This is a genomic window from Enterobacter cloacae subsp. cloacae ATCC 13047 (assembly GCF_000025565.1).
Classification (GTDB): domain Bacteria; phylum Pseudomonadota; class Gammaproteobacteria; order Enterobacterales; family Enterobacteriaceae; genus Enterobacter; species Enterobacter cloacae.
Genome location: NC_014121.1, coordinates 3453568 through 3467522 on the forward strand (window position 1 = coordinate 3453568; position 13955 = coordinate 3467522).

At 50.4% G+C, this 13955-nt stretch carries 9 protein-coding genes; 2 read left to right on the forward strand and 7 right to left on the reverse strand.

Translation table 11 applies throughout. From position 1 onward, the window contains the following. The first annotated feature begins 271 nt into the window (after positions 1–271). Entirely contained in the window at positions 272–3601 is a 3330-nt protein-coding gene (locus tag ECL_RS16770) for a diguanylate cyclase (RefSeq protein ID WP_044159316.1), read from the forward strand. On the opposite strand, the gene alkA is transcribed toward ECL_RS16770, so the two are convergent. Beyond that, positions 3566–4438, reverse strand: a complete 873-nt coding sequence (gene alkA / locus ECL_RS16775; protein WP_013097889.1) for a DNA-3-methyladenine glycosylase 2 — start codon at positions 4436–4438, stop codon at positions 3566–3568. The genes ECL_RS16770 and alkA overlap by 36 nt on opposite strands. Positions 4439–4568: 130 nt before the next feature. Here alkA and yegD point away from each other — a divergent pair, with 130 nt between their 5' ends. Continuing rightward, positions 4569–5921: a molecular chaperone gene (yegD, locus tag ECL_RS16780; protein ID WP_013097890.1), complete on the forward strand. Its 1353-nt coding sequence runs from the start codon at positions 4569–4571 to the stop codon at positions 5919–5921. A gap of 51 nt (positions 5922–5972) precedes the next feature. On the opposite strand, the gene ECL_RS16785 is transcribed toward yegD, so the two are convergent. From ECL_RS16785 to ECL_RS16810, 6 genes are all read right to left on the reverse strand, one after another. After that, complete coding sequence (locus tag ECL_RS16785; RefSeq protein ID WP_013097891.1) at positions 5973–7460, reverse strand: EAL domain-containing protein; 1488 nt, start codon at positions 7458–7460, stop codon at positions 5973–5975. Between the two features lie 370 nt (positions 7461–7830). Continuing rightward, entirely contained in the window at positions 7831–8304 is a 474-nt protein-coding gene (locus ECL_RS16790) for a hypothetical protein (RefSeq protein ID WP_013097892.1), read from the reverse strand. Further along, the gene (locus ECL_RS16795; RefSeq protein ID WP_013097893.1) at positions 8279–9016 is read right to left on the reverse strand and encodes a winged helix-turn-helix domain-containing protein; all 738 of its coding nucleotides are present in this window, start codon (positions 9014–9016) and stop codon (positions 8279–8281) included. The genes ECL_RS16790 and ECL_RS16795 overlap by 26 nt, the downstream gene beginning before the upstream one ends. A gap of 99 nt (positions 9017–9115) precedes the next feature. Further along, positions 9116–9790 (reverse strand): putative pilus assembly protein, encoded by a 675-nt coding sequence (locus ECL_RS16800; protein ID WP_013097894.1) that lies wholly within the window; start codon positions 9788–9790, stop codon positions 9116–9118. Between the two features lie 17 nt (positions 9791–9807). Beyond that, entirely contained in the window at positions 9808–11424 is a 1617-nt protein-coding gene (locus ECL_RS16805) for a fimbrial protein (RefSeq protein ID WP_013097895.1), read from the reverse strand. Positions 11425–11428: 4 nt separating this feature from the next. Continuing rightward, positions 11429–13921, reverse strand: coding sequence for a TcfC E-set like domain-containing protein (locus tag ECL_RS16810; protein WP_013097896.1), 2493 nt, complete (start codon positions 13919–13921; stop codon positions 11429–11431). Between the last annotated feature and the right edge of the window lie 34 nt (positions 13922–13955).

A 13955-nucleotide genomic window follows, 5' to 3' on the forward strand; every position in this document is an offset into this window, starting at 1 on the left:
ATTTCACGGGCGTGATACCAGTCGAAAGCGCAGGTTATGCGAGACAGGCTGAAAAGTGACGTCATGTTCCCTGAGTGAAATTTTTACGCGCGTTTTTTCAGCGTTTAACAGGATTTTTTTAAACACTAACTATTTAATAAATCTATGATGTCAAATTATGAGCAGTCGCCATATGAATTGTAAATTGTTTGTACTAGCATAAACCAAATTAGCACATTCACTCGTCCGGACCTTCACTCCTGACGGCATGGCGTCTCTGGATAAAGCGGTAATGAATAAACAACACCAGCGGGTTTTGGTTACCACCCCACATCCTCTTATGCGACTTGTCTGTCTGGGCCTGGTCACCTTTATCTTTACCCTTTTTTCGCTGGAGTTGACCCGCTTCGGCGCGCTGCTGGCTCCGCTCTGGTTTCCCACCGCCATTATGATGGTGGCGTTTTATCGCCACGCCGGAAAAATGTGGCCCGGTATTGCTCTGGCCTGTTCGTTTGGCAATATTCTGGCCTCGTGGATGCTCTTCTCCTGGTCGTCGATTAATCCGACCTATACCGCCATTAACGTGGTGGAAGCGGTAGTTGGTGCATTATTACTGCGCAAACTGCTCCCCTGGTACAACCCGCTGCAGAATCTGAATGACTGGATCCGCCTGGCCATCGGCAGCGCGCTGATCCCCCCGCTGGTGGGCGGTGTGCTGGTGCATTTACTGATACCCAGCCCGGAGCCGCTGCGTAATTTCCTCGTGTGGGTCTTGTCTGAAGCGGTTGGCGCACTGGCCCTGGTGCCATTAGGGTTACTGTTTAAGCCGCACTATCTCCTTCGCCATCGAGACCCGAAGCTGCTGCTGGAAACGCTGGTAACCATGGCCGTGACGCTGGTCCTTAGCTGGGCGGCCATCGTCTGGCTGCCGTGGCCTTTTACCTGCGTCATTGTCTTGCTGATGTGGAGCGCTGTGCGCCTGCCGCGCATGGAAGCCTTTATGGTGTTTCTGGTCACCGTGATGGTGGTTTCGCTGATGATTGCCCATAACCCGGAGGCGCTGACTACGCAGCACACCGGCGCGATGCTGAACGCCCCCTGGCTGCCGTTCCTGATGCTGCTTCTGCCAGCCAACGTCATGACCATGGTGATGTATGCCTTTCGCGCAGAGCGAAAACACATCACTGAAAGTGAAGAGCGTTTTCGTAATGCGATGGAGTATTCCGCCATTGGCATGGCGCTGGTCAGCATTGACGGCCAATGGCTGCAGGCCAATAAAGCGCTGTGTAACTTTCTCGGCTACAGCCAGACGGAGCTGCAGTCGCTCACCTTCCAGCAGCTAACCTGGCCGGAAGACCTGCACACCGATCTCGAACAGCTTGAACAACTGGTCAACGGGGATATTAACACCTACACCCTTGAGAAACGCTACTACACCCGCAGCGGCGAAGTGGTCTGGGCGCTGCTTGCGGTCTCGGTTGTACGTCATGCCGACGGTTCACCGCTCTATTTCATTGCCCAGATTGAAGATATTAACGATCTTAAGCAGACCGAATGGGTCAATAAACGGCTGATGGAGCGCATTACCCTTGCCAATGAAGCGGGCGGCATTGGCATCTGGGAGTGGGATCTTGAGCCGGACATCATCAGCTGGGATAAGCGGATGTTTGAGCTGTATGAAATCCCGCCGCACATCAAACCTACATGGCAGCTTTGGCACGATACGATGCTGCCTGAAGATCGCGCCCATGCGGAAAAAGTGCTTCGGGAATCACTCATTTCACGGCTGCCGTTTAAGCTTGAATTCCGTATTCGCGTGAAAGAGGGGGTACGCCATATTCGCTCCCTGGCGAACCGGGTCCTGAACAAACAGGGGGAAGTCGAACGCTTGCTCGGTATCAATATGGACATGACCGAAGTGAAGCAGCTCAATGAGGCCCTGTTCCAGGAAAAAGAGCGTTTGCACATTACCCTCGACTCCATCGGCGAAGCAGTGCTGTGTACCGATGTCGACATGAATGTCACCTTTATGAACCCGGTCGCCGAAAAAATGAGCGGCTGGTTGCAAACCGAGGCCATCGGCCAGCCGGTGCTGAAGGTTCTGCATATCACCTTCGGCGAAAAAGGGCCGCTGATGGAGAATATTCACAGCGGCGATATGTCCCGTTCAGATATCGAGCAGGATGTGGTGCTGAACTGCCGTACCGGCGGCGTTTTTGATATCCATTACAGCATCACCCCGCTCAGCACGCTGGACGGGCAGAATATCGGCTCGGTGCTGGTTATTCAGGACGTCACCGAATCGCGAAAAATGTTGCGTCAGCTCAGTTATAGCGCTTCTCACGATGCCCTCACCCATCTGGCAAACCGGGTCAGTTTCGAAAATCACCTCAAGCGGCTACTGCAAACCGTGCAGGAGACGCGCCAGCGACATGCGCTGGTGTTTATCGATCTTGATCGCTTCAAAGCCGTCAACGATACCGCAGGCCACGCGGCGGGCGACGCCCTGTTGCGGGAGCTTGCGTCCTTGATGCTGACCATGCTGCGCTCCAGCGACGTGCTGGCGCGTCTGGGCGGGGATGAATTCGGGCTGCTGCTGCCGGACTGCAATATTGAAAGTGCCCGCTATATTGCGGGTCGGCTGGTCCATACCATCAACGATTATCACTTTATGTGGGAAGGCCGCCTGCACCGGATCGGCGCCAGCGCGGGGATCACGCTGATTGATGAAAATAATCATCAGGCCTCGGAAGTCATGTCCCAGGCCGACATTGCCTGCTACGCCTCTAAAAACAACGGTCGCGGCGTGGTGACGGTGTACGAGCCGCAGCAGGAGCGGGCCCACAGCGCGCGCAGCATGATGTCGCTTGATGAACAGTGGCATATGATCAAAGACAACCATCTGATGATGATCGCCCGCAGCGTGGCCTCCCCGCGCATCCCGGAAAGCTGCAACTTCTGGCTGATTTCACTGCGCCTGTGGACCAGCCAGGGAGAAGTGCTGGAAGAGCACGCCTTCCGTTCCGGCCTGGCGGAGCCTGAGCTTTTACATGCGCTGGACCGCCGTATATTTAGCGAATTCTTCCGCGCGTATGCCGCTCCGGTTGCCAAAAAAGGCCTCGGGGTCGCCCTTCCCCTGTCCGCCGCGGGTTTAGCCAGCGCCACGCTGATCGACGAATTGCTCGACCTGCTGGATAAAGGGCCTTTACCGGGCCGTCTGCTGCATCTGGTCATCGCGATCGACGTTGTGGCAAACCCGGATCCAAACGTCCAGACGGGGCTACAAAAGCTCCGCCACGTTGGCTGCCGCGTGGTGCTCAGCCAGGCGGGACGCAACATGGAGCTTTTTAGCCACCTTGGTGCCAACGTGGCTGATTATCTGATGCTGGACGCCGAAGTGGTGACCAATGTGCACGGCAACCTGATGGATGAGATGATGGTTACCATTATTCAGGGCCATGCCCAGCGTCTGGGGATGCGTACCATCGCCGGTCCGTGTAACCAACCCATCATGATGGATACGCTCTCCGGCATCGGCGTTGATTTTATTTTCGGTGACACCATCGGTGAGCCGCAGCCGCTGGATCTACTGCTGAACACCAGCTATTTCGCCATCAACTGATGGCGTCCAGCCGTCGGTATACCAGATGTGCAACAGGGCGTAAGAGCGCCACGGCTGCCAGCGCTGGGCGTAGCGGCGAATTTGCGCGGGCGTCATGCCGGCAAAGCGTTGCTTAATCAGGTAGTCATCCGGCAGGAACACATCTTTCGCCTGCCAGCCGCGCAGGGCAAGGTAATTTGCCGTCCAGCGCCCTATCCCCGGCCGCTGCTGTAAGGCTTTCATCCCGGCCTCAATATCCGCAGGCGGGAACAGCGGAAACGTGCCGTCGACCACGGAGCGGGCCAGATGAATCAACGACTCCGCCCGTTTGACCGGCATGCCGAGGGCCTTCAGCGCCAGCGGATCCACCGCAGCCAGCACCTCAGGTGTGGGAAAGCACAGATAGCCCGGCGCATCTTTTACCGGTTCGCCGCACAGGGCCACCACCCGTGAGGCCAGCTTCGCCGCCATCGCCACGCTGACCAGTTGCCCCAGGATCGCTCTCACGCCCTGCTCGTAGGCATCCATCGCCCCCGGTAAGCGCAACCCTGGCCGCGCAGCGCCCAGGTCGCCCAGCGCCTGCTGAATTTGCTGCGGATCGCAGGCAAGATCGAACAGACCTGCGATGCGTTCAAGACAGGTCTGCGCAACCGGGATTAACCCCGGGCTAAGCGTGACGTTGAGCGTGTGGGTGTTCAGATCCGGGGTGACGCGAAAGATCCCCTGGTGTCGCTGGCAGGTGAAACTGCGCTCGTAGTAGCGTTCGGTAACCGTCTCGATCCCCTCCACCGCACGCGCGCCAAGAAAGCCAAACATCCATTGCCAGTCATAAGGGGGTTGCCAGGTCAGGGTATACATTGTCACTCCTTTTTTGTTCACCTCAGCATAAACCGAAAGGCCTTGTTTCGCCTTGCTTTCATATTCCTGTTGTCGCCGGTCGGGCATTCCGCTAAAGTCTCGCCCCTTCTCACTGGCATGGGGATTAATCGTGTTTATTGGATTCGACTACGGTACGGCGAACTGTTCGGTTGCGATTATGCAAAACGGACAACCATTGCTCCTGAAAATGGAAAACGAGAGTACGCTGCTGCCGTCAATGCTCTGCGCACCAACCCGCGAAGCGGTCAGCGAATGGCTGTTCCGCCACCATCAGGTTCCGGCCACGGCGGCGGAATCACAAGCGTTGCTGCGCCGGGCCGTCAGTTTTAACCGCGAAGAAGATATCGACGTCACACCGTCTAGCGTCCAGTTCGGCCTCTCGTCGCTCGGACACTACATTGACGACCCGGAAGAGGTCTACTTCGTTAAATCGCCAAAATCGTTTCTCGGCGCCAGCGGGCTGAAGCCGCAGCAGGTGGCGATGTTTGAAGATCTGGTCTGCGCCATGATGCTGCACATTCGCAATCAGGCGCAAACCCAGGTACCGGAGGCAATCGATCAGGCGGTCATTGGCCGTCCGATCAACTTCCAGGGGCTGGGTGGCGACGAGGCTAACCAGCAGGCGCAGGGGATCCTTGAGCGTGCCGCGCACCGCGCGGGCTTTCGCGACGTGGTATTCCAGTATGAGCCGGTGGCGGCGGGGCTGGATTTTGAAGCCACGCTGACAGAAGAGAAGCGCGTGCTGGTCGTCGACATCGGCGGGGGCACAACCGACTGCTCGCTGCTGCTGATGGGGCCGCAGTGGCATAACCGTCGTGACCGCGAAAACAGCCTGCTGGGGCACAGCGGCTGCCGCGTGGGCGGTAACGATCTGGATATCGCGCTGGCGTTTAAGAGCCTGATGCCACTGCTGGGCATGGGTGGACAAACGGAAAAAGGGATCGCCCTGCCGATCCTGCCCTGGTGGAACGCTATCGCCATCAACGACGTCCCCGCGCAGAGCGATTTTTACAGCAGCGCGAATGGCCGCTTCCTGAACGATATGGTGCGCGATGCCCGGGAGGCCGACAAGGTCGCCCTGCTCTACAAAGTCTGGCGTCAGCGTCTGAGTTATCGCGTGGTGCGTACTGCCGAAGAGAGCAAAATCGCCCTCTCCGATCGCCCGGAGCACGCGGTTTCCTTGCCGTTTATCAGTGAAGATCTGGCAACCGCCATTTCTCAGGAAGGACTGGAAACCGCGCTCGCCCAGCCGCTGCAGCGCATTCTGGAACAGGTGCAACTGGCGCTGGAGAACGGCAAAGAGAAGCCGGACGTGATTTACCTGACCGGCGGTAGCGCCCGTTCGCCGCTGATCAAGAAAGCGCTGGCAGAACAGCTGCCGGGCATTCCCATTGCCGGCGGCGATGACTTTGGCTCCGTCACGGCGGGGCTGGCGCGCTGGGCGCAGGTGATGTTTAGTTAAATACACAAACTGAGGCCCCTCGATCATCTCGTGGGGCCTCAGTATCGGTATCTATAGTGAGCGACAACGCTCCACTTGCATTGGGTCTGAATTTAGTCTTTTTCTCCTCCATGCAGACCCTATTGCTGCGGAGCCATACTGCTGCATATAGCGATGAAATTCAGCCAGTGCCATAGGTGGCATGAAATAATACCCCTGCAAGAAATCAACCTTATGGGCGATAAGCCATTCGCGTTGACAGGCATACTCCACGCCCTCTGCAACAGTACGTAACCCCAGAATGCCAGCCAGATTAATGATCGATTCCAGCATCGGCAGCGTCTGATCTTCTGCATGGATCCCTTTGATAAAGATCTTATCAATCTTAATCACGTCCAGCTCGAGTTCATTCAGACAACACAGATTGGCGTATCCCGTTCCAAAATCATCCAGAGCAAAGAGGACACCCCGGTTACGTAACGAACGGATTAACTCTTTTATTGCAGGCGTGACTACCAGTGTCTGGTTTTCAGTAATCTCAATCATCAATTTTATTGGCAGTGATTCCGTTAATTCCAAAAAATTGAGGCATTCCCAATAAAAAACAGGGTTACTCAAATTTGAGGGGCTCACGTTAAACGCCACAAAAAAAGACTGTCCCTGCCAGGTAATATCGTGATTTAAATGACTCGCGACCTTATTCATCAGATAACTTGTCAGATCGTTTATTTGACCACTAATTTCCGCCAGCGGGATGAACTCACGTTGAGAAATGGCATAGTTGTGGCCTGAAGGCCACCGCGCCAGCACCTCAACGCCACACAGCTCTCCTTTAATTCCGACGATGGGTTGAAAATAAGGCACAATCTCATCATTTTTCAAAGCCAGAGTTAATCTATTAGCTTCGTTGCTATCAAATATACCCTCTGTCATTGTTTGGCTTTTCTTGTTGTCATGTGCCCCCCATCGTGCTGCCAAAAAACCATTTCTGGAAAGATAAATTATAGTCTCATTAAAGTTATCAAAACTCAGGCGATGAGTTATTTTATCTCGATAACGATAGAGCGATTTTGGCGTTAAAGAATTTGCCTTGCAAAATTCTTCCAGCCCCATTTTAGTGAAAGAGGCGTAAATCATCTCTTGTTCAAAATCACTTAAATGAAATCTATCAACGCAGCCCAATGTTGACGGAGCGCCCCCCTGCACATTTGACATCAATTTAGTTTTTAGAACAGAAATAAGGCCTTTACAGCTTACTTTAGCGTTAACAGACTCACTATTTTCACAGCCTCGATTGATACATTTACTGTCACTCATCGTGAGAACAATACTGTTAACATAGATAAACTGGCTGCTATTTCTTTGCAGCCATTTTTGTATTATACAAAATGGCACTCTGTTATCAATGATTAACAAACAGCTGTTGTACTGTGGCATTAAAATGTCTGAATCAGAAACAAACGTTCCAGAATCAACGAGTACCAGATTAGGCAGAAATGACCTTATTCCTGAGAAAAGATAAATGTCGTAACTGAGCAGAAAGACCTTTTTCGTGTTCATAATTATCACCGTAAAAGTTTAATTGAAAATCGCTTCCTTCTATCGTACAGAGAGAAAGATTATATTTGCTTTGGTTTTCGCAAAACATCCAATGCCCGGTAGACAATATCCGCCTTAATAAAACAAGAACAAGAAATGGTTAATCTTAATGGTCCCTCCCTCCGTCAAGATCATATTTTTTCCACAATGATAAGAATATTTCCGCAGCAGATACAGAAATTTTCCTTATCCTAATACAGTACAAATTAATGCACTTACATTCAGAGCAAGACAAAATAAAATAAGAATAAAAAGAAAAATTACAGAATTAATATCTGTGAAACTCACAAGATGAAGAGAATCACGCCAAAGAGAAGTTCTCATTGTCACGTTACTTTGCTCGACAGACCATCAGCGTGCGCCGTAGATCCCTGACCCCATAAACGTTATCGGTGATATGTATGATCTTGTAATAAAAGAGTTGTTGCTTAGACATGAGCAGGTTGGTTATTTCATCAGGCAAGTCATCGTTATCATTTTTTACCACCGCAATGCGTTGCGTACGCAAATAACCATCACTGTCTTCTCTAAGGAAGCTCAAGGTAGTGGAGCGATTAATAGCATAATGTTTACCGTTAACATCCAGCACCCCAACTTGTGAGAAAGCACCTTCCTCTGCAGAGGAAATCCTCAAAACTAACAAAACCTCACCTTCAATGCTCACCCCCTCTTTTTGAGTATGGAGAAAAACATGGCTTTTAGCCGTACACACAAAAGCCGATGGAATACGAGGGCAATTAAGCAAAAAAAGAAATATCACCATGACCGCAGCGAACATACTAATAAAGATAATTTTCGCATTCATGCACCGTTCCTTTTTGCTCCATTTTACACACGCTAAAGAAATACTCTTTCAGTTTATTACCTGCCGATAAGTTATTGTCATCATAAAATATGATGATTTTATCTCTTCCTTCACAAATGGAACTGTGTTTTTGCCAATTTGGTGAATTCAAAAATCGGGATAACTTCACTGATGAATTATCATCTGTGGTGTAAAAATCACACGAGCCGGATTTCAATATATGTACAACCCCATCGTTATTGCGAAACATTAATATGAGAAAAAAAACCATAACTGCACAGACAATAAAAGTGAAAACACACCATAGGATAAGCTGCGGCCACCGTCTATACTGAAATGCCTTATCAACAATATCTAACTGGGTGGTCGTTATTCTTTTACTCTTGATATCATCATTCACGCTGCTGACCCGGGCCTGAAAAAGAAACCCTTCGCGCGGGATCGTGACGATTATATTGTTCAAGCCTAACGATGAAAAAGCTTTGCGCAATATGCTCACGCTTTTATTAAGGCTATGCCCTGAGGGTATCATGCCATGTTTTCCCCAGACCTCTTCGATGATCAGTTCCCGGTTTACTTGCTTATAGTTATTATCAATAAAAATTTCCAGTAACCTTGAGGTTGGTGCAGAGAGGATAATCCTTTCACCTTGCACACTTAATACCCTCTGCTCTGAATCGTATAAAACCTGACCGTTAATTATTTTTTTCATCCAGATAAACTCTTATTTTTATCTTTGACGAGATTCACATACGATACAGAATATATTCACACCAGATAGTTAGCAATACAAGAATAGTTTGTTCCAATTTTATGAGGCATGTGTAAAACATCCACTACCAACAGGGATATACTTTTGCAAAGCCACTATAAATTTTTTATTTTGTGCTTTCAGTTCGGGGCTTCGGTACGTTTCTCCCGGTAGAATATAGCGAATGGTCGCTTCATCATCGGTCGAATTGCACCCCTTTTGAACAATGATTTTAAAAAAGGTATTTCCTGTATTTTCAAGAACCCCTTTCTGCTCATCCAGCATATAATGCAAATTCATTTTTCGTGGCCGAACAACCAGAATGGTTTCCAGTGCGATAGCTGGTATCGCTTCGCTCTTTTTACCCCTGTTGCGCTCCGGGAAAAGGGTGATGGGCATTTCAGTAAACTGCACACGGTAGTAGCGCTCCTTGTCATCCTGCGGACCACGATAGAAAATTTTGAAAAACTCTCCTGCATCCGGTGCAAGCGAGAAATTAAGCGGTGCAAACAGTAATTCGCCCTCTTCGATAGCCTGGCGACGCTCCCCGCCAGGCCCGGGCTTATCAATTTTCACCGCCGAAATGCTGTAAATATTCTGCTTGTGGCTGTCATTAAAAACACGTTTGCTGATAAAGGATTTATCCGCCGCCATGTCAAAAATGGTTGAATCAAGATACAAGGCGCGTGCGGGCAGGCTAAATAACGCCAGGAGAGCCAAACCAGTAACGATCATAGCCACACGCCATCCGGTCATTTTGTCACCCCTACCCAGTTCGCCATGACTTTTATCTCCCCACTGGCGCTGACCACGCCTTCCCAGTCAGAACCTGATACCGTTAAAGCAGAGCGAGAATCGTCCATCGGAAAGAGCAGTGATAAACGGGTATTGAAGTAACTCCCGTCATCAGTGTTGTTGGCGTCCCAGGGCGTTTGTTGCCACAGAGCATCATTCAGGCTTATGGCCGCTTCACCACAGCTATTTCTTGCCTGAGTCACACTACCTGACTGGTTGTTATACTCAAGATAGGCCGGTATCGGTACACTTACTCCATCTTGTGCGGACGTAAACAGGCAGTACGGCGTGTCATTTAACGTTGTGCTATCGCCAATAACTTGCGCGGTAATGCTGTCAGCCTGGCGAGGGCCTGAAACAGTAACGGTATAATCCATTCTTATTGGCGTATCCTCGCCAATAGTGCCGCTACCGCTAGCAGACGTTGTATTATTAGATGAAATAATACTTATCCCATACTCCTTAGGTACGATATTAAGCTGTAACGAAGGCGTGAACTGGTAATAACCTGACTCAGGTGTTAGAGCATTAGTAAACGCAAAGGTAAACGGCTGGCTATTCGTAATACTGACGCCCGCATTGACCAGATTTTTGAGAAATGTCTGCGACAAAAAGAGGTACACATATTCACCGCTGGTGGTGAACACGTTGTAATACGCCGTCGATGCACTGAAGTTATACCATGTGGAGCCATTACCGGAATACCGCACGGTGGCCGCTGCAGGGGTAAATCCAAGCGCTGTTGAATCCGCATACGCCCTGAACGTCAATGATGCCGTCAGGTTAGCTGTCTGCTGAAGATTATAGCTGACCATTTTGCAGATAACACCGCTCACGTTACTGACGACGCCCAACTCACAGGCACCTGAATCATTGGTAATACTCGGCGTGCCGTCGCTGGCAATCCACAGCTCCTGGAAGGCGCTGGTCGATTCCAGTGCCAGATGGCCGCGTTTGGTTAACGTGTAGTTTACGTAGTTCCAGCGTCCTGAGGACTGATCTTTGCAACGCTCGCCTGCCGCGTAATCATAATTGACCGAGGTATAACAGCGATTGAAAACATATGTTTCGCTACTTCCGGTGGCCATATTGCGGAAATATTCGTAGGCAGAGTCACTCAGGGAGGCAAACCCATATGCCCCGCCGACCACACCGGCGACAGACCCGACCTGAGCATGGTAGAAACCGTTGCTGTCCGTTCCCTGACCCGTAATATACCCTGTCGTTGGGCACTGCGTTCCACTGTAGCAACGAATACCGCTAAACGGTCCATCGATTGGGGAATTATCAATCCACATATCCTGATAGTTATTCGCCGGTGCCGTCCAACCTACGTAGCCTAAATAGCCTAGACTTACCTGGGAAGTTCCATATTTCACCCAGGTATTCGACCCGCTGAAACGTGGATCAAGCGAGGAAGGAGTAATAAAGTACTCACCATCAATGGCATTTTCGATAAACATAAAATTATTACTGACAGATCCGGAGGATGTCGCCGTCAACGCTTTCGCTGTAAAGGGTGTTAAGGCACCGACAATGAGTAAAGGAATAATAATATTTGCACTTTTTTTCATAGAATTACCTCTGCGCCATTGTCGATTGCAGTGCACATTTAACATCACCCACCCACGCAGCCCCCCTGGCTTTATCCAGATCCAAATCGGCTTCACAGATACTTCCATTAGCTGATACCAGGGTAATGATGGGATACTTTTTATCGATATCGATCGCAAACTCACCTTTCCCGTCAGTCCGAGTTTTGCCTATGTGATTATGGATATCTGTGTTCGCCGCCAGTTGCCCATCGGGATAGCGGACGCGACCAAATACGGTCACCATACTTTTCACTTCCGGTGCAACAACGCTCACATTCCCTGGATACAAGTTCATCGCGTGTTTGCGTCCGGAAACAATATCGAAGCTGTCTTCGGAGTTCCGGTCGTTCATAATTTCCAGTTTGTATTGCGCATACGGAGGGAGCGCAATAAAGGTCGATTTACCGCTCAACAGGTAATTGCGGTTATTGACTTTTGCTGCCAGTTTTCCATCGCCTGCCAGACCCGTTTTAACAATGATCCCCGAGCGTTGTCGCTCATTACTCAGACCAACATCACCGCCAGCCCAGGCTATTGCCCCGAGAGAAGAGAAGTTCATGTTAGTCGAGTTATCTGCTGAACGAGTGACAGAGACCGTCCCGGCGTTATATTGGGTGCTGTAACTGACATTGCCATTGACGGAATAATCGTTGCCGTAATTCTGCTCTCCGCTCAGGCGCGTCGAGGCAGAAACGCCTGCTGAGGTGATTGGGCCATCTTTAAACTGTTTACGAGCGCTGATATTGCCCTGCGTCGCACCGTAACGATCGCGCGATGCGCCCACACTTAACCAGGAGGCCAGTGGTAACGAGAAGTCCAGGCTGACATAACGCTCCTGACGACCGTCATCATTCGTGTTGTTATAGAAGTAGCGCTGTACACCCGCCCGCAGACCGACAGTGGCATACCGTCCGGCATAAAGTGTTGTGCTGTAATCTATATTGCGATACTTATTGCCTGAATAGCGGTTTTCCGTCTGGCTTAGCGTTAGCGATCCTCCGTGTGGAATAACGCTTCCCAGGTTGATCGTGCCGCCAATGGAGTAGTTATCACGTTCTTGCACCGGCAAACGGTCACCAATTTTGCTGTCTTCCCGAGAGGCCCACACTGAGCCAAATCCACCGGGTGCGCTGACATTCACATTGCTGACATTTCGCCAGGTTCCATCATTTGCCAGCATCGTTTGCGCACCCACACTCACGTATTCGTTCACATTTAACGTGATATCAGTTTCGTTAACCGCATTGGAATCAAAACCGTAAAGCGTTGACTTCATATTCAGGCCGGAAAGCACCGCCAGCGTCAGAGAAGCCGCGCCCCCTCCAATCCAGCTCTGTTCACTGCCTAAGTCACGGTAATGATTGCGCTTATAACTGACGCGATCGTAATCAAGCGAACCGCCAAAGACCTGCCATGAGATCTCATGCAGCCCCGCCGCCTGCTGGCGTGAGAAGATTTTATTTACGCGACTCATGCGGGTATTGACCGTGCGCCCATTGACGACAATATCCACCGTAACGTCGTACACCCCGTAAGGGAAACGGCTGGTGTCAATTTCGTAGCTGCCCATGTTAAAGTTCTGAACGCTCAGCAGGCGTCCGTCACGAAATACATGCACCTCCCCAGCTGCCGGTAAAAAGACCGTAATCGGGGTCAGCGAAAGGGAGGTATTTTCGACAACGGTGCTGCCTTTATTTCCGTAGCTTGCACCGTAGATTTTTCCGCCGTTTAAGGCGTTAAGACTGGCAATAGACTGGACATTCCACGTATCAAGCATTCCTAATGCCAGGCGATAACCTTCGTAATCGCGCTCGTACATCGCCCGATAAACGTTGCTGGAACCATTACTTTCACCAATACCATATACCGAACCATTAATATTAAAATGGTGCTCACGAAGTGACGTTGTATTATCCAGCGTTAAATAGCTGCGGGAACTGTTGCCGTTTTGATAATCATTGTAATAGGTACCAAAACTGTAATTGAGCACGTTAGTTAACCGGTCAACGCTTGACGGACCTAACAAGGAGCTGCGCGCCACAACAGCCTCGGTCAACGCGTCCCTGCTGACGATCATCTCCAGGTGGAACGATGAAATGTTCAGTTGAAGACGTGCTTCAGGCGTAAGGGCAATAGCGGTGTTGTCCTTAAATTTCACATTGCCTATTTTTTCTACCATCTCGCGCGTTTTATCCGCCAGCACAGCATTGTTTGGCAAGTCAGAAACCATTATCGATTTGACTGTAATATTCCCGTCAACCAATGAGATCACCGCATCAGCAATTTTTTGCTGGCTTTTTTCGTCCGTCTCTTGATACCGAATAAACACCGGAACTGTCATCCCTTGCTCCAGAGAGCGCGCAAAAGTACCAGGAATGACATAATGACCAATTTTAACGGGGGCAGAATGAACTGCCCCTGGTGTTAACGCTAAAGAGAGAAATACACTCCCTCCAATAAAATATTTAAATGACATATGCATCCTTACACTTCAGCATTTTATTATTGGC